Source organism: Thermogemmatispora onikobensis (genome assembly GCF_001748285.1).
Taxonomy (GTDB): Bacteria; Chloroflexota; Ktedonobacteria; order Ktedonobacterales; family Ktedonobacteraceae; genus Thermogemmatispora; species Thermogemmatispora onikobensis.
Genome location: NZ_BDGT01000059.1, coordinates 11749 through 37743, shown reverse-complemented (window position 1 = coordinate 37743; position 25995 = coordinate 11749). Strand labels below are relative to the sequence as shown.

15 protein-coding genes and 2 CRISPR repeat arrays are annotated in these 25995 nt (G+C 60.3%); of the genes, 11 read left to right on the top strand and 4 right to left on the bottom strand.

Features of this window, described 5'->3' with window-relative positions; genetic code table 11:
- Window positions 1–197: 197 nt before the first annotated feature.
- Both BGC09_RS22640 and BGC09_RS19280 read right to left on the bottom strand, forming a co-directional pair.
- The gene (locus tag BGC09_RS22640; protein ID WP_141727863.1) at window positions 198–461 is read right to left on the bottom strand and encodes a hypothetical protein; all 264 of its coding nucleotides are present in this window, start codon (window positions 459–461) and stop codon (window positions 198–200) included.
- A complete protein-coding gene (locus tag BGC09_RS19280; RefSeq protein WP_069805850.1) occupies window positions 448–3663 on the bottom strand; it encodes a bifunctional cytochrome P450/NADPH--P450 reductase in 3216 nt (1071 codons plus the stop codon). Before BGC09_RS19280 ends, BGC09_RS22640 begins: the two co-directional genes overlap by 14 nt.
- Before the next feature lie 319 nt (window positions 3664–3982).
- On the opposite strand from BGC09_RS19280, the gene BGC09_RS19275 reads away from it, so the two are divergent.
- From BGC09_RS19275 to cas2, 11 genes are all read left to right on the top strand, one after another.
- The gene (locus BGC09_RS19275; protein WP_069805849.1) at window positions 3983–4615 is read left to right on the top strand and encodes a TetR/AcrR family transcriptional regulator; all 633 of its coding nucleotides are present in this window, start codon (window positions 3983–3985) and stop codon (window positions 4613–4615) included.
- Window positions 4616–5045: 430 nt separating this feature from the next.
- A CRISPR array of direct repeats spans window positions 5046–5753; the repeat unit is 37 nt; unit sequence GTTTCAATCCCACATCGGGCTTGTCCTGCTTTCTGAC.
- Window positions 5754–6061: 308 nt separating this feature from the next.
- On the top strand, window positions 6062–7198 hold the full coding sequence (locus BGC09_RS19270; RefSeq protein ID WP_069805848.1) for a helix-turn-helix transcriptional regulator: 1137 nt from the start codon (window positions 6062–6064) through the stop codon (window positions 7196–7198).
- A gap of 192 nt (window positions 7199–7390) precedes the next feature.
- Complete coding sequence (gene cas10d / locus BGC09_RS19265; protein ID WP_069805847.1) at window positions 7391–10117, top strand: type I-D CRISPR-associated protein Cas10d/Csc3; 2727 nt, start codon at window positions 7391–7393, stop codon at window positions 10115–10117.
- Between the two features lie 59 nt (window positions 10118–10176).
- A complete protein-coding gene (locus BGC09_RS19260) occupies window positions 10177–10689 on the top strand; it encodes a hypothetical protein (protein ID WP_069805846.1) in 513 nt (170 codons plus the stop codon).
- A gap of 124 nt (window positions 10690–10813) precedes the next feature.
- The gene (gene cas7d / locus BGC09_RS19255; RefSeq protein WP_069805845.1) at window positions 10814–11827 is read left to right on the top strand and encodes a type I-D CRISPR-associated protein Cas7/Csc2; all 1014 of its coding nucleotides are present in this window, start codon (window positions 10814–10816) and stop codon (window positions 11825–11827) included.
- Window positions 11828–11942: 115 nt separating this feature from the next.
- Complete coding sequence (cas5d, locus tag BGC09_RS19250; RefSeq protein WP_069805844.1) at window positions 11943–12680, top strand: type I-D CRISPR-associated protein Cas5/Csc1; 738 nt, start codon at window positions 11943–11945, stop codon at window positions 12678–12680.
- Window positions 12681–12720: 40 nt separating this feature from the next.
- Window positions 12721–15384 (top strand): type I-D CRISPR-associated helicase Cas3', encoded by a 2664-nt coding sequence (cas3, locus tag BGC09_RS19245; RefSeq protein ID WP_069805843.1) that lies wholly within the window; start codon window positions 12721–12723, stop codon window positions 15382–15384.
- Window positions 15385–15517: 133 nt separating this feature from the next.
- Complete coding sequence (cas6, locus tag BGC09_RS19240; protein ID WP_069805842.1) at window positions 15518–16498, top strand: CRISPR-associated endoribonuclease Cas6; 981 nt, start codon at window positions 15518–15520, stop codon at window positions 16496–16498.
- Between the two features lie 65 nt (window positions 16499–16563).
- Complete coding sequence (gene cas4, locus BGC09_RS19235; RefSeq protein ID WP_069805841.1) at window positions 16564–17187, top strand: CRISPR-associated protein Cas4; 624 nt, start codon at window positions 16564–16566, stop codon at window positions 17185–17187.
- A 55-nt stretch (window positions 17188–17242) separates the two neighbouring features.
- Window positions 17243–18331 (top strand): type I-D CRISPR-associated endonuclease Cas1d, encoded by a 1089-nt coding sequence (gene cas1d / locus BGC09_RS19230; RefSeq protein WP_176728982.1) that lies wholly within the window; start codon window positions 17243–17245, stop codon window positions 18329–18331.
- Between the two features lie 4 nt (window positions 18332–18335).
- On the top strand, window positions 18336–18626 hold the full coding sequence (gene cas2 / locus BGC09_RS19225; protein ID WP_069805840.1) for a CRISPR-associated endonuclease Cas2: 291 nt from the start codon (window positions 18336–18338) through the stop codon (window positions 18624–18626).
- A 181-nt stretch (window positions 18627–18807) separates the two neighbouring features.
- Window positions 18808–20771: a CRISPR direct-repeat array (repeat unit 37 nt; unit sequence CTTTCAATCCCTCAACGGGCTTAAGCGCGGTTCTGAC).
- A gap of 1635 nt (window positions 20772–22406) precedes the next feature.
- Here cas2 and BGC09_RS19210 read toward each other — a convergent pair.
- Window positions 22407–23711, bottom strand: a complete 1305-nt coding sequence (locus BGC09_RS19210) for a hypothetical protein (protein ID WP_069805837.1) — start codon at window positions 23709–23711, stop codon at window positions 22407–22409.
- Between the two features lie 949 nt (window positions 23712–24660).
- On the bottom strand, window positions 24661–25992 hold the full coding sequence (locus tag BGC09_RS19205; RefSeq protein ID WP_069805836.1) for an outer membrane protein assembly factor BamB family protein: 1332 nt from the start codon (window positions 25990–25992) through the stop codon (window positions 24661–24663).
- Between the last annotated feature and the right edge of the window lie 3 nt (window positions 25993–25995).

Sequence of the window (25995 nt, the reverse complement as noted above, 5' to 3'; positions counted from 1 at the left end):
AGGCAGGTGCCCTGGCTCACCCCTCACGAGCAGGCTGTTTGCCGGATGGGCCAGAGTAAGGGAGACAGGGCGAAGCAGGGGGCCAGGCCAGTCAGTCAGGCGAGGCAGCGGCTCACCGACCAGGACGCTCGGTGACCTCGCTCCTTTCCTAGCCCCGCGCATGGATGAGTCCGGGAGAGCTGAGAGGGTGTGATGGATCAGATGTTTACACCATCACACCCTCTCTCTATGCCTGGGGCGATCGCCCCAGGACGCAGCATGCGTCTGATGCGCGGCTGCAACAAGGACAAGGAGGCTGCCGGGGAAGCCCCATGATGAGCCAGGCAATGAGGTGTGGTGCGCGACGGGTGGTAGAGCAGGAGACAAGCATGTCCTGCCAGACTGGCCCGTCCCCACGAGCGACCGCTGACCGTTACCCCGGCCTGCTCTTGCTCCCGGGCGTCGTGCTCAGGAGAAGACATCTGCCACGTAGCGCGTTCTGGTGCGCTCTATTTCGCGCGCCCAGGCTTCGGCCTCTTCGGGCGAGCAATGCATGGCATCCTGATAGATGCGGACAAACGTGGCTCGCACCGCCGGAGCCATTTGCTGCCCATCGCCACAGACATATATCCGCGCATTGCGCTTGAACAGAGCGACGATCTCCTCTCTGTCATGCCAGAGACGGTCTTGCACGTAGCGGATCTGGCCGTTTGGACAGCGGGAGAAGGCCGGTCGTAGTTGCACGATGCCAGCTTGCTCCCACTGCTCCAGCTCCTCACGATAGAGATAGTCGACCGCGGGATGATCGCAGCCAAAGAAGAGTAGGGCCGGAGCCAGAGTCTGCCCGTGAGAGGCGAGGATAGCACGTTCCTGCAGGAAGCCGCGAAAGGGGGCGATGCCCGTTCCGGCGCAAACCATGATGAGCGGAGTGTCGAGTGTGCTCGGCAAGTGGAAGGCTTCCTGTGAGGGCCGGACTGCGACCGAGACACTGGTGCCGGGCTGAGCAGCAGCCAGGTACGTTGAGGCCACCCCCAGATAGGTGCCCTGGCCTGAGAAGGCTGGCGCTTGCAGCACCGAGAAGGTAATCGTACAGTGATCTGCTCTCCAGAGTGGCGAGGATGAGATCGAGTAGAGCCGCACATGCATAGGAGGTAGCATCTCCAAGAAGGCTCCGAAGGAGAGTGCGCAGGAGGGCGTCTGCTCAAGCAGATCAAGGACGCTGAGACGCCGCTGAAGGACCTCCTGCTCATAGCGATCCGTCTGCGCCAGGGTCTCAAGCCGCGCCCTCTCCTCGGGCTGTGCTGTTTCTGCTGCCAGCGCAGCAACCTGCTTACGTGTGGCTGGTTGTGCTAACTCAACATAGTTGGCTAGCAGCTCTCGTACGCCGATGGGATAACCCGTCGGCAGCGAGGTTTGACTATCGGGGCGGGCCTTGTGCAGGACGATCTGCGTGTCGGGAGCCAGGCCAAAACGGCGCAGGGCGCGTTCAACGTTGATCTCGGGATTCGTTGGTAAGACAGCCAGGTAGTCTCCGGCTCGATAGCTCATCCCTTCTGGCAGAGCGATCTCTACCTCGCGCTTCGAGCGTCCGAGTGGAGAGGCGAGATTGACCAGCTCGCGATTGGCGATGACGGTACCGCGCTGCATATCTCCCTGGCGTAGCAGCGCTGGTCGCGCCGAGGGGACAATCTCCACTGCATAGGTTCGACGACTGGCCACCGGCTGCAGCTGCTTGCCAAAGACGGGGGCCAGGCTCGACCAGAAGGTGTCGTACCAGCGATCGAAGTCGCCAAAGAAATCGCCACGCGCATCTGCCTCACCCCGCTCTTTGAGCCGAGTGGCTCCTGCCGCGGCGAGAGCGCTATCGATGCGCTTGGGAATGGCCTGATAGGTGCGCAGCCAGTCGCGGTTACCGCAGCCAAAGACGGCGTAGCGCACCCCCTGGAGATCCCCGGCTTTGAGAGTTTCCAGCCAGGCCACAAACTGCCTGGCCTGATCAGGGGGCTGGCCCTCGTAGGAGGAGGTGACGATGACGACGGCGCCCTCGGTCGGCAGCCGCCCGACATACTCATCGAGGGGGGCAACGCTAGCGCTGTAGCCCTGGACGCTGGCATCGGTGGCGATGCGTCGAGCGAAGGCTTCCGATGAACCGCCGTTCGAGCCAAAGAGCACCAGCAGGGGCGTCAGCGCCTCCTCCGGCACTGGCTGCCTGACGGGGATCGTGGCAGTTTGCGTCTGCGGTTGCAGATGGGAGGACCTGGCTCGCTCTCTGGTGACCGCCGGGGGGCAAGGTCGGCCCGCTCTGCGTCTGGCGCGGATGAAAAAGCCTTCGGGCTTGAGTGTCAGTGTCTCACGAATGCGCAGCTGATAGCTGGGATCGTGCTCGATCAGGTCAAAGCGCTGCAGAATCATGGCGAGAACCAGGGTCGCTTCCTGTAAGGCAAAGGGGCGGCCAATACAGGAGCGCTGGCCATTGCCGAAGGGTTTCCAGGCATTGGCGGGCACCTGCGCATAGCGCGCTGGCTCGAAGCGATCGGGATCGAAGCGCTCTACATCTTCGCCCCAGGCCCGGGGATCGCGGTGCAACATAGGAATGAGCACCAGGATGGTTTCGCCTTTGGTAAGTGGATAGGTGCCGGCGAGCAGGGTGTCCTCGTAGGGCTGCAAAGCGATGGCAGGGGCTGTCGGCCAGAGGCGCAGCGTCTCTTTCAAGACGTGATCGATATAGGTGAGCTGGGCCAGGTGCTCGAAGCGCGGGATTTCGTCGCCCAGCACCTCATCGACGTGGGCCCGGGCGCGGGCCAGCACGTGAGGGTTCTTGAGCAGCTCATAGAGGGCGAAAGAGAGCAGGCCGCTGGTAGTTTCGTGTCCCGCGATGAGAAAGGTGACCAGCTGGTAGCGGATATTTTCGTCGTCGAGGCCTTCGCCGGTGACCGGGTCGCGTCCTTGGAGCATGCGGCTGAGCAGGTCATGCCGACTGGCCGCCTCGGGATCAAGCCGACGATGGGCGATGATCTCGTCGGCGAACTGGTGCATGGAGCGGATGTCTTCCTCATAGCGGCGCCTGGTGAGAAGCATCAGCTGGTTCTGGATGGGCAGACGCCGCGCCTGGGCTCCGGATTCGATCAGCGCCTCCACCATTGCATGCACAAAGGGGTGCATGTCCTGCCGGTAGAAGCTGTTCAGGCGCTCGCCGAAGGCGCAGAGGGCGATGGTATCCAGGGTCAGGCGTGTCATGTTATCGGGCACATCGATGACTGCCTGGGGTCCAAAGCGCTCCCAACGTAGTAGCATCTGTTCGGCGATGTCAAGCATCGGCTCGAACATCTCGCGCATCGCTGCTGGCCCAAAGGCGGGCATGAGGATGCGATGGGCCTTCGCCCAGTTCGGCTCTTGTGTGTAGGCGGTGAAGAGGCCGTCGCCGGCAAAGGCGCGAATGTGTTCCAGGGGCGCGTGGACCTTTTTATCAAAGCGCCGTTCATCACAAAGCTCGTCAACAAGCGCCTGCGAGCTGACGACTAGCATCTCTCTGCCTGGCAGCTGGAGGCGGAAAATGGGGCCATAGAGACGGGCCAGTCGCATCAGACTCTGGACAGGTCTGTCAGGATCAAGCTCTTTGAGATTTTTGAGCAGCGGATCTGGCTTAGGCTGCGGAATCGTGGCGAATGGCGATGATAATGACACAGCTCCTCCTCTTGAGGTGCCTTTCTCCTCTCGTCCGACCTGGTCGGCTCCCCACTGGATGCAGTAGCGGTTGTCAGCTCCTGCCCCTGTGTCGCAACGAGAAGGAGACAAGCAGCCTTTGATCTCTGGCGTCTCAAGGCTGCTCTCCTGATTGGAGATTGAGCACATCCTTGACATTGCATATTTTATTAGACACATTGTCTAGTAAGAACTGTAGGGCCAGTGGTCCCGGCCTGTCAAGAGGGAGAGCGGGAAGATAGAGATCCTGGACACATTGTGTCTATTAGTAGACAGTGATTTAGATCAAGGAGGGGAGCGTATGGAGGATCGACGTGTTCAGCGTACTCGCCAGCTACTGGAGCGTGCTTTGCTGGAGCTGATCGAGGAGCGCAACTATGAGAGTATTACTATCCAGCAGATTACAGACCGTGCTAATGTGGGGCGCGCAACATTCTATTTGCACTATCGGGATAAGGAGCAGCTGCTCCTGGCAACCATTCAGCGTTTGCAGGAGGATCTGGCCCGGCAGTTGGAGCCGCTGCGTCCTGCGGATTTCCTGCAGGAGAGGCCGGTGCTCAATGAGCAGATTTTCCGTCATGTCGAGCGTTATCGCCATCTCTATGAGGTGCTTCTCAGCGAGAGGGGGGCGGCGTTGGCCAGGCATCGTCTCATGGCCTACCTCACGAGCCAGGTAGAGCATTTTCTTCTGAGGCCGCTGCTGGCTCTTGTTGGAGAGCCGGCAGTTCCTACCAGCCTGCTGGCCAGTTATGTCAGCGGGACTCTCTACACGGCGATCACCTGGTGGCTTGAGCATCCAGGCCAGAACACGCCGGAGGAGATGGGGCAACTGGTGCGCAAGCTCACGCTGCCAGCGATCTTTGCGGTTTTGGGTGTAGCCCCGGAGCAGCTTGTTTCGCAGGGAAGGCAGGCAAAGCAGGAATCTGGGAACTGAGGCAGGAGGAGCAGGTTGAGGGTGGGAGGAAGCAGGCAAGACGTGATTTTGCTTTTGGTCGATGAGAGGTTCCCTCGTGGAGGGAGTGAGATTTTTCCTGCGCAGGGCGCCTGTGGCACAGCTGGGTTGCCTTATGGGGAGTAGCCTCTTCCTTCTGAGGAGCGGCGCCATGTGGAAGGCTGCTGGTCGAGCCGGGGAGCTTCTTCTAATGATGTAGGAAAGGAAGTCAGAGCCGCGTCAAAAACTCCATCCAGTCTTCTACTCCGTCTTGCGCATGCTGAACGGAGTACTTGCATTCGACGAAACCAGAGGTCCGCCGGTGGGGGACTCCGATGTGAGGGAAGTTGACAGGCTTGTCCTGCTTTCTGATTGCTTGCAGGTCCAGACGGTCCATCACCATCTTTCTCTCGTCTTCAACCCCTTCTAATCCCTCTCAATCCCACATCGGGCTTGTCCTGCTTTCTGACGCGCTCCCTTTCAGGATCAGGCTCCGCATCTTGCAAGGTTTCAATCCCACATCAGGCTTGTCCTGCTTTCTGACTTCGCATTACGCTCTTCCCATCAGTAGTCATGTCGGAAGGTTTCAATCCCACATCGGGCTTGTCCTGCTTTCTGACCAGAATATTACGACTATTTATCAAAAATTCCTCTTAGTTTCAATCCCACATCGGGCTTGTCCTGCTTTCTGACGCCACGGCGCTCGTAGAGCGCCACGGTTACGTACTCATCGTTTCAATCCCACATCGGGCTTGTCCTGCTTTCTGACGGTCTTGGGGCGGAGCCGTAGCCCGCCCTCTCTCTCGACGTTTCAATCCCACATCGGGCTTGTCCTGCTTTCTGACCTGGCTCGGTTGTCAGCGAGCAGCCGCTGCTGAGTTTCAATCCCACATCGGGCTTGTCCTGCTTTCTGACCCTGCGGTGCTGTGGTCATCGATCTACGAAACTGGTCAGTTTCAATCCCACATCGGGCTTGTCCTGCTTTCTGACCCCGTCGAGGGTGGTGGGCAGAGCCAAGACCCGATAGCGGTTTCAATCCCACATCGGGCTTGTCCTGCTTTCTGACGGACGGTGAGTCATGAGATCCTCCTCAATACAGATGAAGTTTCAATCCCACATCGGGCTTGTCCTGCTTTCTGACAGCACCCCCTTTAGCGTAGCATCAGGAGCGACTTCCGTCAAGCGGTTTCGAGCATCCCAAAAAAGCGGTCACTACTGACCGCATTTGTACGGTCATGATGCCAGCCACTCTGGCCTTCCGACGGCCTGGGAAGCCCTTCGAGCATCGCTGCGTGGGAAGCCGGGAGCCGAGATGCTCAAAGCGAACGGCAGCAGCGGCAACAGCAGCATATTTTTCCCGACAGCAGAGGTGCCTGGACCTTGACAGCGGGCGCTCAAGACTCTATGGTAAAAGGCATCTCTCTTGCATTGATGGAGGGAAAGCAGTGCATGGCCGGTTTCCAACGCGCTGAACCTTTTTCCTCAGAGGAAAGGCTTGCCGTCCTCCGGCTCGAGCGGCTTTTGCGCTTGCTGGCACTGCTGCGACAAGGGCCTTGCACCCGCAAGCAGATTTTCGAGAGCCTGGGGCTGCACTACGGCATCGATCGGGAGGAGGCCACAGATGATGCCCGACTCCGCCGGGCCCATCGCACGCTCGAGCGAGATCTGGCGATCCTGGAGGAGATTGGCGTGGTGCTGGTTCGGGAGCGGCGTGGAAGGCAACCGGCGCGCTATGTCCTCGAGGACGATCAGGGCCTCGTCCCTCACTGGTCCCTGTCAGATACAGAGGTAGAATGTCTGGCCTTCCTGGCCTCGATGTTCACGGACCCCTATCGGCTGGCCCCTCCCGACCCGACGCAAGCGCTGCCACAGCCACAGCCGCGCCATCCGTTTGCAGATGAGGTGCAGGCGCTCATCGAGCGGCTCGCCCGGCAACTGCCACCGCGGCAGCAGCAGCGCTTTGAACGGTGGGCCCGCACCCCCTACGTCTACTTTAATGTGGCGCCTGTGATGGACTATCTGCCCTACCGAGAGCTGATCAGGAAGATCGCGCGAGCGATAAAGCAGCGCCAGCACATCCGCTTTACCTACCGGCCTCTTTCGGGAAAAGAGATCACCCATCAGCATCTTGATCCCGCCTACGTGATCCATATGGAGGGCCATTTCTACCTGGTGGCGTATCACCCCGAGCGCGGGCAATTTCTGGAGTTCCGCATCGACCGCATTCAGGAGCAGTCGCTGCAGATTGAGCCGCAGCTCACTGGGAGGACACGGCCCCGCCAGGTGCTGACCTTTCGCTTCTGGCTGGACGCGAGGATCGCTGAGCCCGGCCTCAGTCAGCGCTGGTTGTCGCAAGTGGTTGAGCGAGAGGAGGTGCGCATGAACGAGCGAGGGCAAGAGGAGCGGTGGATCCTCATTCGGGCGACGGCCTACAATGAGTGGCGGGTGATCCACCAGCTCTTACGCTACGGGGAGAGAGCGGAGCTGGTCGAGCCAGCGTCGTTGCGAGAGGAAATGCGCAGCGTCGTCAGCAAGATGGGACGGCTCTATGGCCTCAGCATGCAGGCGCCGGAGGAGGAGCGATAAGGATGGTGACCAGCGCGCTCATGCCTGCGTCAGCTCTTTGTTCTTTGTTTTCCATCCTCTCTGTCATCCCACCGCTGATTGATACGACGAATGTTGTCGTATCAATCAGCCATAATATCACCTGTTCGGAACGCCGCTCTCGCCCGCTGAGGGATTGAAAAATTGGAACCGAACGAAAGGAGATGATTGCGCATGGCCCCGGCCTCTGAGGAGTCCTCGCCCTGGCTTGCCCTGGGACTGACCTACAGGAGCGATGACCCGGACCAGGTCTTTCAGCAGTATCTGCAACAGATTGCCGACGAAGGGCTGCGGCGCTACCAGGAGATCATTCAGACGGGCAGCAAGCAAGGGGAAAGCCTCTGGCAGCACGTGCTCAATGGCGCGGCGATCATCGAGCGGCTGCGGCCCCTCTTTCAACTGGAGGCCACCGAGCTGCGCTGTCTGCTCCTGGCCATAACCGTCCATGACATTAACAAGCTGCCTGCCTATGGCCAGGATAGCAGCGGCAAGGCTGTCCGCTATGCCAACGCGGCCACCCTGGAGCATCTGGCCAGCGAGCTAGCAGCCCTCCAGGCAGATCATTTCTTCCCCGAGTGGCAGGAGTATCTGCGCGACATCAAATTTCTGGTCGACAGCCAGCAGGATCAGGCAATCCAGATCTCTCAGTTTTCCCTCTCTTTTTTGCAGCAGTGCCGTCTTCCTCGATCGCGTCTTGAAGGGCCGCTCCGAGCGCTGCTGCGCACCGCGGACGTGCTGGACCTGTCTCACAGCTCGGACCAGGCCAGCCGTCATGAACGACATATTCATCAGAAGGCGCTTGAGCGCCTGAATGAGGGACTCCATCTCAGCGGGGCGCGGCAGCGGTACCGCTTCATCGGCCACCGCCTGGCCGAACTGCGCGGCCTGCTCTCGAACACGATCCATAACCAGGTCGCCGAAATGCTGAAGGAACACTACGGGGAACACCACTGCATTCCCCTGCTCCTCCATGCCGAAGGCATCGACTATCTGCTCGACCGGAGTATGCGTTTTGAATGGACGCGCGAGTGGCAGCGCGAGCTGGCCCGGCGGGTGGTCAACAGACTGGCGAAGATGCAGCAGCAAGGGCTGACGGAGTTCATCAAGGCGCGGCCCTCCGGGATCAGCGTCGACGAGGCGGCCCTCCAGAGCGGCGCACCCATCGAGCAGATCTTTGGCTGCATCACCAACGTGGTCAGGCGCAAGCAGTACCGCGATGAGTGGCGCCAGGAGCGGGAGACAGCGGCGCGCCAGGACCTGGAGACCTTCCTCAACTCGCCGCAAGCGGCAGCTGATCCAGCTCTGCGGGCCCAGTGTCAGGCACTGCTGGCGGAGCAGCAGCTGCTGCCCACTGATCCCGAGGCGCTCCAGCGGGGCGAGTTTCTCATGGCCTACCGGAACTTCCTCGATGCCCACCGGGGCGAGGAACTGAAGCGCCTGCACGAGGATGCCTGGCAGCGAGTGGCGCGTCTCTTTGGGGTGCCCGAGGAGCGACAGCCGCTTTATGCCCTGATCAACTCCTATCGGCGTGGCTACGTTATGGCCCGTGATCTGCCCACAACCCCGCTTCTCGAGATGGAAGCCGCCGCCCTGGCCGATCTTGCCCGTCTGGAAGAGCAGGCACAGCGAGCCGCTCCCCAACGCACTGGCCGTGGCGGTAAACGGGGGAATAGAGCGTCTCCCTCGCCCCAGTCCGCCGCTGCCGACAGCAACAACCAGCAGGGTTCAGCAATGGGCAGCAACGCAGCCGAGGCTGGAGATGCCAGCACGTCACCGCTGACAGTTGCGGGAGACGACTTGCAGGCGCTCTCAACGAGCAGTCCCCAAGAGGAGGCAATCCTTGACTATCTGGATCGCCATCTCAGCTTCTGGGATCTGAGCAGCGGGGAGCGGCAGCAGCCGGTCGACTTTCGGGCGAACCTGCGTCACTATGCAGATCCGCGCTATACCGATCGGCAGTGCAGCTATTGCAGCAGTCCCTTGCCTGCCGAGGAGTGGATGGCGCTGCAGGTGCCGCCGAGCATTGGCGTGCAGCAATTCTCGAACCGACTGGAGGGCGGCAGTCCACGCGAGCCGAAGCGCAACATCTGTCCCATCTGCCGCACGCAGTTCTTGCTAGAAAAGCTGGCCTGGCCCTCACATCGCGACAAGCAGGGCAGCGAGCTGCAAACCTTCTATCTCCACCTGTTCCCCTACAGCTTCTTTCCCGAGCCGCTGCTGCGCGCCTGGTGGCAGACAGTCGAGAGTCTCATCGGAGAAGACACGGTGGCGATCGACCCGGAGACGCGCGACGAGGAGCAGTGGCAACGGCTGGCTGCTGGTCAGGTCCTCTACAAATTGCACTGTCGGATGGACCTGCATCAAGGACTGATCCTTCCGCGCTATGCGGAGGCACTCGGCCCTACGCCTGTCCTGCCGTTGACCATCAACCAGCAGGGCTACGGTCGCCAATACCTGGTCGCGCTGGAGAAAGCCCTCGTGCTGGCGGCCTGGTTTGACTGCCGCGTCCTGCTCTCGCGCCTGCCAACGCCACTGCTCAATCTGGAGCAGGAAATGATCGGGTCCGAGCCAGTGGCCTTCATGGCTGAAGGGATACCCCAGGCGCTTGTCTGGTTACTACCCGAGCAGGTACTGACCCGTCCCCAGGTGCGGGCCCTCTGCCGGCGCCTGGCCCTCCTGCATCAGCTGGCCCATAAGCTGCAGCCGGACACCCTGTCGACCGTGAAAGTCCTCTATGACCTGGTCACCGCAGCAGCCCAGGACCCACTGGCGCTGTACCATGAGGTGGATCGCCTGATCGAGGAGAAAGCCGGCAAGCAGCGCCAGAATCCTTTAACGCTCAGTTACCAGGTCGCCCCGCTGCTGGAGCAGCTGCTCGGGGCAGCGGAGGCGATCAGCTAGTGCGTCCATCTATCTGTCTGTCACCTGTTCGCAGCTCAGATCAGAAGAGGAGGTTCATTGTGACGTCCACACCTTCCCAGGCAAGCCCTCACCAGGCCAGAGAGGATCTGCTGGCCCAGGCGCTCAAAGAGGTGGCCGTCTACGCGGCCAGGCAAGCCATTCGAGGCCGCTCATTCAAGCGCAATTCCCTCCTGAAGCCCCTAGACATCATTCTGGCTGAACTGGGACGCTATCCGAAGGAGCTGGAGTTTGCCCGAGATAGCAGCAAGGGCCTGATCTTCGACCACCTCCAGCGCATTCGCGGCTGGGTCTCGGAGGCAGCGATCTATGAGTACGTCGACCTGTTTTTTGAGAAAGTGCTCCAGCAGGCCCTTGGCAACCATGTAGGGAAACTGCTCCAGCGCGAGCGCTCGCTGCGCAGCGCCTACCTGGTCTACGTGCGCCAGGAGCTGGCCCGCGTCTTGCTGGAGAAAAAGCAGGCCGCATCACCGGAGGAGGCGCTTGCCCAGCTTGAGACAGAGGAAGCAGAGGAGGCAGGGGAACCAGCAGAGGCCGGTCCAGCCTTGGATTAGCCCAGGCTGCGCTGCGTGAGCAAGGCCACGCCGCCTCGAGGTCGCAGCTTGCTCAGAAGAAGAGAGTGCAAGAGAAGCAACATGCCCAGCGTATCCATCACCGAAGAAAGGATGGTATTCGTCCATGAGCGTCACCTCAACATTCACCGTGCTCAATCACTATCGCGAGTATCTGCTGGAGCACTACGATAACTTTCCGCATGGCCGCTACGTCAGCGTCATCCTGATCCGCAAAACCGAGTCAGAGACAATCTTCCGTACGGAAGGCAGTGGCGAGGGCCTTGTAAAAGAGCTGGTGACCGCCGGTCGCCGGGAGGACACGCGCGAACCGATCCAGCGCGTGGTCATCAGCAAGCGGAAACAGACCGCCGTCGAGCGCCGCGTCGGGCGCGAGCTGCTGCGCGAGCATGGTCTGCTAGGAACGGTGACGGTCGGACGCGAGCAGCGCCCCTGCGCACTCAACACCAATGCCCCTTGTGGCAAGTGCATCGACTGTATGGTCTATGGTTATGCCGCCGGCGGCGGTGGCGCGCAGAAGAGCCGCGTGATGACCGATGACGCCTACTCGCTGGCTCCAGCCAGCCTGGTGACCGGCACGCGCACCTTCAACGCCACCTTCGATAACGGGACAATGCGCAATCCCTTCGACGGCAAGGCTTCGACCTCCATCAACGAAGACGAGTATGTCTTGCCCGAGACCCATTTTCTCGATACCGAGACGCTCAAGGATGTCACGCCGGGAGAGTTCCAATACGTGCTTGGCAATATCCTGCGCAGCACGCGCTACGGTGCCATCAGCAGCCGTCAGGGGCGTGTACGCAATATGATCACGGCAGTGATATTCAGCGATACTGAGATCTTTTCGAATCTCGAACTGACCCAGGAGGTTTATGATCTGCTGTTGGAGGCACAAGGGGGGAACGAATTGGATGTCCCCCTCAATGATGCCCTGGTTGAACGCTGCGTCCAGCAGGCAACCGATACGCTCTTGCGCGACCTGGTTGGGCGCCCGCCGTTGGTCGTGCGCGGTGAAGCCCTGGGCCGCCTGCTGGAGGAGACCCTGATGCTCTATCGCGAGCCGGAGCGGTTGAAGGGCCTGCTGGAGGAGGTCACGGCGAGCTACAAAGATCTCCCGTAAAGTGCGTGGGCGAAGAGGGGCAGAGGGGGCCGCCAGCGGTCCAGCCAGAGACGCGCAGGCCGTGGGACCAGGGTGGTCACATCACTGCTCCCCTCTTCCTGCCAGGAGGATTGCTATGACGCTTGCCATCTATCAGGTTGACCTGACCCTGCTGGAGCATACCTTTTTTGCCAGCCGCGAGGTGGGCCTGCTCTACGAGACCGAACCAGTGATCGGCAACTATGCCCTGACCTATGCCCTGGGCTGGTGTGTGTCTCCCTACAACTGGGATGGTCCGCCACGCTATAAGCAGGATCTGCTGCCGCTGAATCGCCAGGGTCGCTACGTGACGCCGGCGACCTTTCTGCCCGGTCGTCTGCGCTTCGCCTTTAGCCAGTTCAACGCCCAGTCGGATAGCTACTACTTCCGTTTTGATCAGAACGCCATTGCCCTGGAGCGCAGCCGCAAAGCGCGGGCCATGAACTTTCCCCAGGCTGGCAAGATCCGTCTGCTGGCCGCCGAGAGCCGGGCACGCTTCTACGCGCTCCTGCCTGGGGAGGCCGCGCCTGCCCTGCCGCGCTATATCCGCCTGGGCAAGTTTAACAGCAAGGCCCGCCTTGACTGGCAGCCACTGCACCTGCTCACGTCGGAGCCGCAGGAGCAAGAGCAGGTCGTCGACTTCTTTTTGAACGCCGCCGATTTGCCGGACGCCATGCTCTCTACGCTCCGCAGCTTCACCCTCTACAATATTCCTCCGGCGCCCCTGGTGCGTCAGGCCCGCTTGCGGGGACCCTTCTGGACTGGACGGTTGCCTGGCGGCGAAGTGGTCCACTTGCCCGCCGGGATGCACTACGGCGTCGAAACCCTGCCCTGAATATGGGCAGAGCAGTCAAGCAAGAAGGAGACCAGACCCCATGCTGACCGTCACCGTGCAGCCGTACGACGAGCGCCTCTGGTTGGGCGAGCACCCGCTCGCCCTCACCGGTTCCGTCCCTCCCGCCAGGCCAGAACAGGGAGCAGGCCAGAGCGGTGGCGCCTCACCAGAGGAGGAGAGCCGGCTCCTCTACCATCAGTGGCGCATGTACCAGGCTAGCGCGCCGCTGGTGATCAATACCCATGCCACCGGCACAGGCAAAACCCTGGGGGCTCTGCTGCGCTTACTGGGGCGTGTGCGCCAGATCGGCCTGGACCAGTTGACGCCGCGCCTGGGGGACACCTTATTCATCGCCCCCACCAACGAACTGATCGACCAACACGTGCGCAGCGCCAGCGAGTTCTGTCGGCGTTATGGACTACCCTACCAGGTGATCCCCGTGACGCGCGACCATCTGCAGAAGAGCTGGCAGAAGCTGCCTGCTGAAGAGCGGTCTCGGCGTGGCTGGCACCTGCGTCAGCTGCTCAGCGATCCGGTCACGGCCCGGCAGGAAGATGTCTCGACGGCGCAGGCCACCATCTTTGTGACCAACCCCGACATTTTCTATTACATCCTGACCGCTTCCTACAATCGCTTTGACCGCGGGGAGCTGCTGACCGATCTGCTGCGGAACTTTGGCCTGGTGATCATCGATGAGGTCCACTACTACAGTCCCCGGCAACTCGCCGCCTTCCTCTTCTTTTTGAAGCTGTCTGCCTTCTGCGGCTACTTCAGCAACTCCGATGCCCTCGACAGCCCTCGCCAGATCTGTCTGTTGACGGCCACCCCTTCGCCAGCAATGCGCCGCTTTCTAGAGCAGCTCGGGATCAAGACCGAGTGGATTGAGCCACAAGACCCTGTCCCCGAGGCGTGGGCGGACAAAGTGCGACCGGTACGAGCATTGACCGCTGTTGAGCTGGAGATCTACAGTGCTGGCGAGCTGGGCGGAGGCCAGGGCACCCAGCGTCAGACCGGCGATGCACTGCTGAGTCTGGCTCAGCACCTGTGGCCGAGGCTGCGCCAGCTCCTGGAGGCCCAGCCTGCCGATGGCTTCCCCGTCGAAGGGGCCATTCTCTCCAACTCGCTGCGCACCATCAATCTGATCTATCGCGAGCTACGTGCGCGCTGGCCAGCCGCCGGCGAGCGTATTGGCCGCATTACTGGTCCCCAGGGTACTCAGGCACGTGAGGAGGCCCGCGAGTGCCAATTGATTCTGGCCACGCCCACAGTAGATATTGGCTACAACTTTGAGCGCACGCGAGCAGGGCAGGGCATCCCTCCCACCGCTACAGGCAAGCCACGGCCTTCGCTCGACTTCCTGCTGTTCGACGCCTGGTCGGGCGATGAACTGCTCCAGCGCCTGGGTCGCGTTGGGAGGGTCCTGGCCTTGCCTGCAGGAGAGGACTGTGGCCCCTGCCGTGCCTGGGTCGTTGTGGACCAGGAGACCTATCGGCTCTTCGAGGGCCATCTGGGAGGAGGGAATGCTGCGTCAGAAAGCCGCCCTGACCCGTCCAGGGATGGGAAGACGATTGACCGGGCGACACTGGCGAAGCTGGCGGCCCAGATGCCGACGCGGCAGGATCTGACCGCCTATGTGCGCAGCGGCGTGATCGCGGAATTCTTCCGCACACTCGGGCTGCTGGGTCAGGGGATGGCAGATGAGGAGTTGCCCCTGCTCGACAGCTTTTTGCAGGATCTGCAGCAGTTGTTTGTCGGCGAAGAGGGACAGCGCCAGCGCCCATTGACCTATCGTCAGTTACGCGCCTGGCTGAGGGAGTATGAAGAACGGGCCGAGGTTTATGGAGGCTTCACCCATATTCCCGCTGCCGCCTTTGAGCGGTTCGCCGCTCTCCTCGACAGACGGGAGCCGAAGCAGGATGACCCGCTGATCCCCTATCTGAGGGCCTTCGAGAAGCGCATCCTGGCTATACTCCAGAAGCGTCAAGAGCGGCCTCGGAGCAGTCGGGAGGCGCTTCTCTGGCTCAAAGAGGATCTGAGCATCTACTTTCGAGAGCATGCCCGCTGGACCTTTCGCGAGGGCTTCGAGACGCCCCAGGTGCTGGTCTTCGATCCCCAGCACTGGCTGTCAGACGAGGACGTGACCTCCTATGATCTCTTCCACATTCTGCGCTCCTATGATGCGACTTTCTATTCCACAGCCCAGGACTGGCAGCGGGCCTGCTTCCCCAAGGAGCAGCAGCGGCAGGTCAGCATCCCGGAGGAGGTGGTCCTTTTCTGCCGCCTGCAGACCTTACGCGAGAAACCGCGACAGGTGGGGCTGCGTCTGGAGGTGCCGGAGCACTCACAAGCAGAGTGGGAAGCAGCGTGGGCCTACCGGCCTGCTGCCCTCTGGGGCCTGCGACCGCAGTTCATCAATGATGATACCGGTCTCCCTGCCTGCGTGCGTAGCTGTTTCCAGGAGCGTTTTGTTCCTGCCTTCGTGGCCGCAGAGAAGAGCAGTACTGTCGCCTGGCTCATAGCGCTGCGCCAGAAAGCGCGCTTCTTCCCTGTGGCGCTGGACATCTCCTTCGCTGATCGGACGGCGCGTTACCAGGCTGTGCTGGGTCCACTCGCCTGGCAGCTTGCGGCGGAGATCCCTCGCTGGGCCCTGGAGCGTGATCGACGGCGAGGACAGCAGGGAGAGAGCGATCCGCTCTTCTTCTAAGGCGAAAGCGAGAGGCAGCACAAGGAAGAAGAGTACAGAGACAGAGCGGCACGGCCTCGCGCAGCCAGCCGTAGTCAGCGAGAAAAGCAGAGAGCAGTGTGCTGAGCAATGAGCAAGAGAGAGGAGGAGAACTATGTCTTCAGCATCTATCGGCGATGAACAGGGTCCATTGGTCTCGATGTTGCTGCGGCTAGAGCCAGTAGAGCCGGGCTGGCTGACGCCCAGTTGTGGCCCGCAGCTCCAGGCGGCTTTCTTGCAGTTGGTGCGCCAGGTTGACCCTGAACTGTCGGCCTGGCTGCACCAGCCTAACCAGCGTCGCCCCTACACCCTCAGTTTGCTCTGGGGTTTCCGCCAGCTCAGTGTGAAGGAGCTACAGATTGCCACCAGCCACCTGCAACCAGTGCCTGTGCGACCAGGGGAACGCTACTGGCTGCGTCTGACCCTCTTAGATGAGCGACTGGTACAGGCTATTCTCCGGGCCTGTCTTCAACAGGCCCGGCAGCTCTCTCTGACCGTTGAGCAGACACCGCTTCTCGTGACACGTATGCTGGCTGCTCCTGATCCGACACATGAGGGGCCATCGTGGGTAGCCGTCACTTCCTTCGAGGAGTTGGCCCGCGAGCAGGAGGTTCAGGAGCACTATGCCTTTGAATTCGCCAGTCCCACCGCCTTTAGCAGAGGGCAGCGCTCCTGGGGGAAGCTGCTGACGCTCTTTCCTGAGCCGGCTGCTGTCTTCGAAAGTCTGGCACGTTCCTGGGATCTCTTCGCTCCGGAGCGCCTGCGCCTGGCTGCCGCTGGTCTGACCCCCCAAGAGATCGCTGACTGGTGTGCAGACCATCTGATTGTGTCTCAGTACGAGCTTCGCACCCAGTACCTGCCCTCCAGTCGCTTTGGACAGACGGGCTTTCTGGGACGCATCACCTATGAAGTGAAAGGGCCGAGGGGTGCAGCACAAGCGCGCTGGCTGACCTCACTTGCTCGCCTGGCCCTCTTCAGTGGGGTGGGCTACAAAACGGCAATGGGTATGGGGCAGACGCGCTGCCTGAACGTCCTTTCGCCAGCGGAGCTACCGTCTGCCAGCGATACTGTGGCCAGTGCGCTTGATCGCCAATGAACCAGTGAGGGAGGAAGATGCAGTCGCCCACCACTCCGAGCTCCCTTGAGTTACGGGAGCAGATAATGGTTCCCTTTTCCGCGCTGAATGCCTTGGAGTATTGTCCAAGACGCTTCTACTACGAGTATGTTCAGGCAGAAATGCTGGTGAATGCTTTGGTGCTAGAGGGTCAGCTCCTGCACCAACGGGTAGATCAGCCTGCAGTATTTGCCGAGAAAGGTGTGGAACGCATCCACCGCCTCTATCTCGCTAGCGAGCGCCTGCACATAGCTGGCTACCTGGACGCGCTTGAAGAGGAGGCGGGCAAGCTGGTGCCTGTCGAATACAAGCGTGGGCGAGAGGGACGCTGGCTCAACGACCATATCCAGCTCTGCGCTCAAGCTCTCTGTCTGGAGGAATATCTCCCGCACCTGGCGCCGCTCTCGCACGGCTACCTTTTTTACTTTGGTTCACGACGACGTGAGCAGGTTCTGTTTCTCCCCGAGCTCCGTCAGAAAACCCTGGAAAGTATTCAGCTTGCTCTGGCGCTGGCCAGAGAGCCGCGCCCACCGGCTCCGCTTCAGGGGAAAACTGCCAGGCGTTGCCGCGACTGCAGTCTGTTACCGATCTGCTTACCTGAGGAGGTCCGCGCTCTCCAGGAACAACAAGAGCGGGGAAATGCGACGAAATCTCTGCTTGAAATCTTCTGAAAAGCCACTACTTATCATCAATGGTAATCGAGTGAATAAAGGAAAGGAGCGGAAGGTGTCTACGCTCTATCTGATGGAGGCCCATAGCCTGGTAAAACGAGACACGGAAGATTGCCTGTTGATCCACATTCCTGAGCAACGTCTGGTCGATGGAGAACAGAAAACGGCTTTGATCAAAAAACGTATACCTCTCATCAAGGTGGATGAGGTCGTGGTGATGGGAGATGTCACGTTGACAGCAGCTGCGCTAGACCTCTTGCTAGAGCGCAAGATCCCTGTGCACTTCGTGCGGGAGCACGGGAGTTTCCAGGGATCGCTGATTCCAGAGGCTTCGAAAAATGCGCTCTTGCGGATTGCTCAGCATCAGGCCCATCACGATCTGCAGCGGCGGCTCTTGCTGGCCTCCTGTTTTGTCAGAGGGAAACTGTCGAATCAGCGGCGTCTGCTCCAGCGGCGCTTTCCCAATCAGTCACCTGCGGTCCTGAAGGATCTCGCGGCAATCATCGAGTCGCTCCACAAGCTGCCTGCAGCGGTCTCCTCTTCTTCACTGCCCCGTCTCAGCACAGGTGATCATGGGATCGGTGGCACCCCTTTGGAAACGGTGCTAGGCCTCGAAGGACAAGGCAGCGCCCTCTACTACGCTGCTTTTCCGCAGATGCTGGTGGAGCCTGACATCTGGCGCTTTCCGGGCCGCACCAGGCGTCCCCCGACCGATCCCGTCAATGCCCTGCTGAGTTATGGTTACACCGTCCTGGCGAACCGCCTCACGGGGGCGGTCCAGCTGGTTGGCTTTGATCCCTATATCGGCTATCTCCACAGTAGTGGCTATGGTCGTCCGGCGTTGGCCCTCGATCTCATGGAGGAGTTTCGTCCCCTCATCGTCGACTCCGTCGTGGTGAAATTGCTGAATAAGCACATGGTGAGACGAGACGATTTCGAGGAGCTGTTTGGCACGTATCGCCTCAAGAAAGAGCCAAAAAAGCGCTTTTTAGCTGCCCTCGAAGAGCGCTTTCACGAGGAAATTACCCATCCCGTGTTCGGCTATCGCGTGAGTTACATGCGCTGCCTTGAGTTGCAGGCGCGTCTGCTGGCCAAGTACCTGACTGGGGAGATCGCGCACTATCAGCCGTTCCTGGTGAGGTAACCGTATGGGACCCCATGATACTTGCTGCTATGTCATTGCCTACGATATCGCTGATGATCGGCGCCGCGCTCGTGTACACAAGCTCCTCTGTGGCTTTGGCAAATGGACCCAGTATTCGGTATTCGAGTGCTTCCTGACCAGGAAAGAGCTTGTGCTGCTCCGTGCGCGCCTGGCAGCTCACCTGAATGAGCGGGAGGATAGTGTCCGCATCTATCCTCTCTGCCAGGCCTGTGTGAAGCGCGTTGTCACCGTGGGGGGCGAGCCACCACGCGAAGAGCGCCTCTACTTTTCCTAGGGGGCGATCGGTCAGGCCACTGCTCTGTATCCTCTTCCAACCAGGAAAACACCAGCCCTTTCTCCACTGTTTCAATCCCTTAGCGGGCTTGAGCGGCCTTCTGATGCAAGCCTGGTCTCGTCGTAGAGCGAGGCCAGGCTTGCCGGGCGCGCCCGGTTTGTGCCGATGGTTTCAATCCCTTCTCTCAATCCCTCAACGGGCTTGAGCGAGGTTCTGACATGACTCCGAGATCCGGCGCCGACTGGAGGAGCTGGCCCTTCAATCCCTCAACGGGCTTAAGCGCGGTTCTGACCGCGAGATCCTCGGCCCGGGCGGCACCTGGGACGAGGTCTTTCAATCCCTCAACGGGCTTAAGCGCGGTTCTGACGGAAACAGAGTAGTTGCGTGCGGTATTCATTTCAAGCTTTCAATCCCTCAACGGGCTTAAGCGCGGTTCTGACTCGATCGCTCTCGTCGAGCGATTTCAGGAGCGCCTCGTTGGTCTTTCAATCCCTCAACGGGCTTAAGCGAGGTTCTGACGTTATTAGTGTTAGAGTTTTATTGTAAGATTATGACTTTCAATCCCTCAACGGGCTTAAGCGAGGTTCTGACGTCAACTGGCACGGTCTATCACGCCCGTGCAAGTCGACTTTCAATCCCTCAACGGGCTTAAGCGAGGTTCTGACCTTGCCGGTGACAGCGGCGGCCATCGGCACAGCCACTTTCAATCCCTCAACGGGCTTAAGCGAGGTTCTGACCCGGATCAGTGAGTGGTCGGACCCAGCCGGTTTGCCTTTCAATCCCTCAACGGGCTTAAGCGAGGTTCTGACTTCAGTGCGACACTTCCCTTGCAAGGGAAAGCGAGGGCTTTCAATCCCTCAACGGGCTTAAGCGAGGTTCTGACTTCAGTGCGACACTTCCCTTGCAAGGGAAAGCGAGGGCTTTCAATCCCTCAACGGGCTTAAGCGCGGTTCTGACGATAGCTGACCAGGCCAGATATCCGATTGGACTGGCCACTTTCAATCCCTCAACGGGCTTAAGCGAGGTTCTGACGGGACGGAGCGACCGTAAGTAGCGCTCGGTCGTTACCTTTCAATCCCTCAACGGGCTTAAGCGAGGTTCTGACCTCGGCCTCCAGTCAGCAGCGGCGAGACCGCAGAAGCCTTTCAATCCCTCAACGGGCTTAAGCGCGGTTCTGACTTGACCACAATGGGTTTTCAGTGGCTCCCTCGCATGGACTTTCAATCCCTCAACGGGCTTAAGCGCGGTTCTGACCTCGCCGATACAGGCGTTCAATTTCACGTGCCATCTTTCAATCCCTCAACGGGCTTAAGCGCGGTTCTGACGGAAGATGGACGGTTCTGGGTACTGGATGTCCAGCGTGCTTTCAATCCCTCAACGGGCTTAAGCGCGGTTCTGACAATATGATACCATAATATATATAGGGGGCAATAGGAAACTTTCAATCCCTCAACGGGCTTAAGCGCGGTTCTGACATCCGCCGGCTGGCGCTTCTCGCCGCGCAGCGCGCTGCCTTTCAATCCCTCAACGGGCTTAAGCGCGGTTCTGACCAGGTCTGAGGTCATCGCTGCATACATCCGCCGATTCGGGCTTTCAATCCCTCAACGGGCTTAAGCGCGGTTCTGACTAAAAAGACCCCATCGACGTACCAATATCGGCGAACCCTTTCAATCCCTCAACGGGCTTAAGCGCGGTTCTGACGCAATCGACAGGGCATCCACTATCGCGCGCATGATCCTTTCAATCCCTCAACGGGCTTAAGCGCGGTTCTGACATGGATGAATCTGAGGGAGCTTTGATAAGGCGGGTTTCTTTCAATCCCTCAACGGGCTTAAGCGCGGTTCTGACTCTGGCACAGGAGGCACCACAATCTGAGATGATGAGTCGCTTTCAATCCCTCAACGGGCTTAAGCGCGGTTCTGACGATGGTAGATCTCTCCCTTAGCAGCGATTGCGGCCTTTCAATCCCTCAACGGGCTTAAGCGCGGTTCTGACTCATCAACTGAGACGACTTCCAATTGCCCCGCCCGTGACTTTCAATCCCTCAACGGGCTTAAGCGCGGTTCTGACGATTATCACATTTATTAGGGAACATACACTTAGAAAAGCTTTCAATCCCTCAACGGGCTTAAGCGCGGTTCTGACAGCCCCCTCTCTAGAGTAGCATCAGGAGCGGCCTCCGTCAAGTCGTTTCGAGCATCCCAAAAAAGCGGTCAGTAGTGACCGCTTTTGTACGGCAATGATGCCAGCCCCTGTGGCCCTGCGGTGGCTTGTGAGGCCCTTCGAGCATCGCTGCGTGGGAAGCCGGGAGCCGAGATGCTCGAAGCGAACGGCAGCAGCGGCAACAGCGGCAGCAAGAGGGACCTGCCTCGCCTCGGCAAGGGGTGACGGCGATGGCTCGGGATGAGAAGGCAGAGGCGACAGGGTTCGGGAAAACAGTCGCTGGTGGGGAGGTCACGATCACCACGAGTGATCAGCCAGTGAGAGAGCGGTCCACCAACGCAGAAAGGGGAACAGCATGGCTTCTTTCCCTTCTGAACAGCGAGCGGGGAGAGACGAGTCCCCCGTTCTCTTGTCGCTCTGTTTCGACCGCGTGGAAGCCGTCTGTGGGGAGCGGAGGGATGCCTTCCCTTCCTGACATCCCTAAACAGCAAGCGGACGAGCGAGCAGGACAGCGACCTGGCGGGAGCGCAGCGGGGTTCAACCAGCGCAGGCAGGTCGCTGCTGTCTGAGTCAGAATGGGGCGGCGCTCCAGAGGGTTGTCCTCCTTGCGGGCCAGGTCAGGTCAGGCACAGCGCCATGGGCGTCGCCTGTTCCTGCCCTCGGTGGGAGTGTGCTCTTGGGATCAGGGGGAAGTACCGGCGGCAGCGCTTCGCCTTCCCGAGGCCGCAGCACGTTCACACTGCTCGCAAGCAGACCCGCGCGACCCGGGAGCCACTCGGGAACGAGAGGGGAACACCCTGGGAAGGGAACGGGAACGCAGAGGGAAGGGGTTCCATCCCCGAGCAGGGAAGCGCAGCGGTGGAGCAAATGGCCTGGTTGCCTTGCTGCACCATCGCGCCTTTCTCAGGCGATCGCTCTTGCTCCCGCTCCTGCCGTTTGCTTCGAGCATTGCTGCGTGGAATGCTCGAACAGTCTTCCAGCCGTTGGAGGGCCAGCGTGGCTGGCATCAGAGCCGCATGGAAACGGTCACTGCTGACCGCTTGGTTGGGAGCATCGAAACGGCTTGACGGACGCTGCTCCTGATGCTCCGCTAGAAAGAGGGCTGTCAGAAGGCCGTTCTCGCCCGAAGTAGGATTAAAACCGGGCTTCCCTAACCTGCAGGACACGGGCTACGAGGTCAGCATGCCTGTGGCGCCCGCTCCCTGAGATTAAAACTCGACAGTCAATGCTGGTATCCAATCGGAAGGAAGCACCTTCCAGGAGAGGACAGGGCTGCCCAGAGACACACTGCAGCAACGACCAATGTCTCCAGACCAGCAACAGAAGCAGGCTATTGCCTCCAAGCACGATCGTCATGGTCACCATCCGGAGCCATTGACGTTCTTTGACACGCTGGCCTCGTAACCGCTCTCGCTGCTTCATGCGCTCCCTCCCTGATCTCTCCTTCATAGAGCAGCTCCTGGTCAACAGGCCAGCACCATTGTGCCCCAAGCCCCTGCCTCACAGCTCCACCAGAAGCAGGCCAGGGAGGCAAGCGCTCCTTGCGAATCCGGGGTCCAGAGCAGAGGAGCCTTCTCAAGGCGGATTGAACGCCTCACCCCAACGCTATATTCTCTCTCACCATCGAGCTGGGCTCTCCTTCCTGCCGCCTGCACCGGACCAGCTCCCAGATCTGCCACTTGCGCCAGCAAGACACCAGAAGGCCAGCCGCAGCAGCAGCACCTCCATCCCCACCTGCCAGCCACCCCCAGGCAGCGCCAGCCCCACGCTGGCAGGCCAGAGATTGAACCAGATCTGTATCATCGCCAGCGCGAAGAACCCTCCACTTCCCAGCACCATCACCCAGATCCCCCCTCGCGTCAGGGACCCCCAGAAACGCGCACGGCGCTCACCACACGAGAACCAGACCAGCAAACGGAACCCCAGTGCTCCCAGCCCCACCAGCAGCACGCCCAGACTCAGTTGCCAGAGCAGCCCCTGCTCCAGCCACAGCGAGCCACCCACCCCCACGACGACCGCCAGCAACCAGAGCACCAGCGAGCCAACGCTCCTGGCTCCCCTTCTTGTGGCTCGCCACCAACGCCACCAGCGCGGCAGCACCCACCTGCTCAGGCGGACCAGCTCCGGCACCAGCCGCCAGCCCATGCGCAGCTCCAGTACCAGCAGCCCTATCACAAACGCTCCCACCGGCGCCTGCTCTCCCACCCATAGCCAGCGGGGCAGATGTGGCCCGGCAGGCGGCCAGTCTCCCCACACCAACGCTCCCAGCAACCACACAAGACACGGACCACCAACCAGCACCAGCCGCTCCGCCTCTGCCTCCCCATCTCCCCCGTCGCCCCTCTGCACCGCCCCCACTTCCTCGTCTGGCGCCACCTCATACAGCCAGGCCACCAGCACTCTCGCCAGTCCCCATGCTACCAGGGCCACCACCCCCTCCGCCAGAAAGCAGAGCGGCAACAGGGGTTGCCAGGAGACCATCCCCATGAGCGCCAGGCTTGTCCACCCTAGACTGACCACCCCCCCCAGGGCCAGGGCCTTGACCCCCTCCACCAGGAAGAAGGAGAGCGGTAACGGCCACAGGGGCACCCAGAAGGACATCCCAAAGATCCATGTCCCTGGGGACAACGCAACCAGCCCCCCTATGGCCATCTCCACCACCATGACCCCGATCATCAGACCCAGCTGCCCCCGCCACATTGCCAGCCTTGCCTGTCCCTGCGACTCTGCTCTCTGACCAAGGTGCTCGTAGTGCTGCAACAGGAGCAATTGCAGCACCAACGCTCCAAACACTCCCCAGAACACCCGGTAGATAGCAGCCACGAGCTGAGCCCCTATGAGTAAGGCGCTGTCCATGGAGAGCCAGCACCCATAGGATAGAGACAGTTCCTCTTTCTGAGCAGGTTCCGTCTCGCCGTTCATCGCAGCCAGTCTTCTCCTTTCCTATCCTCCAGCCCACCTGAGCCAGAGCCGCTTTCCAATCTTGCTTGCTTGGCACCGGGCTCTCTGTCAACTGGACACCCCAGGACCGGGTATGTGCCTAGCAAGTAAGCATGCAACCCGAGCAAGCAACCTGGTGTTGCAGATACGACTATTTCTTTCCACCTCCTACTTGAAAGTCATCTTAGATTGCTAAATGTTCCTTTTTTATTTGGGTAGAAAAGCATCACTTTGTCTTCTTCCCTAATGGGGCCTTCACCACATGTTCGTATTCCACCCAGCCGATGGATCATGGCTTTGCGCATAGGGAAGATATACGTTAACATAGTCATTTCCTAGCCTGGCACCATCCACTACGAGGTCAAGACCAGGATCATGCTCAGCAAAGCTATCCATTATTCCTTGAATACCATCTATCACTGATCGGACCCATGTCGCTCCTGCACTCAACACAAAGTTCGCTAAAAATGTCACAGCTCCACCTGTTGTAGCCTGGGCTCCCATAAATCCAGTTATAAGCACTCCTAATGCAACAAGGCTACCCAGTGTCTCAGCTGCAGCTCCAGTAAATGACCACCAATTCTGCACTCCTCCGCACACCAGGAGACACCATGGCTTCTTTCGGGGATGGGGATTTTGCTTCGAGCCGGGCTGCTGACCCTTTCCCGACTGTGATGGTCCAGTGTGAGGTGGTGTCACCACAGGCTGCCGTGTGCTGCGCAGGATCTCCGTTCCATTCGGCTGGTAGCACACTGTCGAATTGCAGGCTCCTGCCTGATCCACGTCAACCACCGGCGCCGGCGCTGACCCAGTGTCATCCAGAGGATCTGCAATAGGAACGTACCTGTGTCCCGTCGGATCGGTCCGCGTCTCTGGGTTGCCTCCCACGGACGCAGACGGGTCCTGCCCCTGCCTTGCGCGTTCGCTTTTCTCACATTGCCAGTACCGGAAGTATCCATCCCTTCACCACAGGCAATGGCAGCTCCACCTTCCATTTCGCCTGCCCGCTGTACTTATCTAGCACATTCAGCATAAATTGATCCTTTTCATCCCTTTGCATAGTCATCACATAAACATCTCTTTCACCTATCACCAGCCGGGAGGGAACCAACCCTCCCACACTCCCCTCTACCACCCTCCTTTGCCAGAGCACTCGCCCGCTTTGCCCATCTAGCGCCTCCACCCCCCCTTGTCCATCCACCAGATACAACACCTGCCCCTCCATCAGTCCTTGCAGCGGTGCCGCGAATCGATCGAACTCTCCCGCCAGCTCGACCGACCAGCTTACCTGTCCATCCTCCAGCCGCAGCCCACTCACCTGTATCTTCCCCTCCTGCTTCCCTTCTTTCGCCACATACAGCCTGCCCTGTCCCACCCCAATCAGCTGGTAGTCCCCCCATTGCGAGCTGTTCACCTGCCAGAGCTGCCGCCCATCGCTAGCACGCATTCCAATGATCTCATCGTTCACATCCAGGCAGAGAACTCCTTCCCCTAGCAGCAGGGCCTGCGGCACCCGCAACGGATACGTCTCGGCTCTCCCCTCCGGAATGCTCCGGGTCCACCGCGGTTTCCCTGTGCTCACATCCAGCGCCACCACAGTCGAGGCCCTTCCCTCCACCGTCCCCAGATCATCCCCCACTACATAGACCACCTTCTCCCCTACCACTGGCGCCAGATGGACGAGCGTTGTGGTCCGGTCAGCTCGCTTCTGCGACAGCCGATAGCTCCACCGCTCCTGCCCATCACTCAGCTTCAGCGCCTTCACTTCTGACAAACCCACCCCATAGACCTGCCCGGCTCCCTCATCCACCGCCGGCTCCATCCAGAACTCTGAACCCGCCTCCATCTCTACCCCCCAGCGCACCGCCCCGTTTTGCGCATCCAGCCCCAGCAGATAGCCATACTGTATGCCCGCGAACAGCTCTTGCCCGACATGCCTGATGGCGCCGAACCCCATTAACGGGTTTTGCTGGGAGGGTCCCCTCCACTGCAGCACCCGGCACCAGCGTGGGAATCCACTGCCGGCATCCAGTGCATAGAGCCAGGTCCCTCCCCCTACATAGAGCGTTGCCACCTCACTCCTGGCAAGAGGCCCAGCCAGTCCGGTGACGTGCACCTGCAGCTGGGCCGCAGCACAGGGAGCCGTTTCTAACGGCACGGTCGCCATCCCCTGCTGGCAGCCCAGCAGGCTCACTACCAGCAATATTGCACATACCAGTAGTTTTCCCAAAGCATGCTTGCATTCCTGCCGCTTTCCACGCATCGG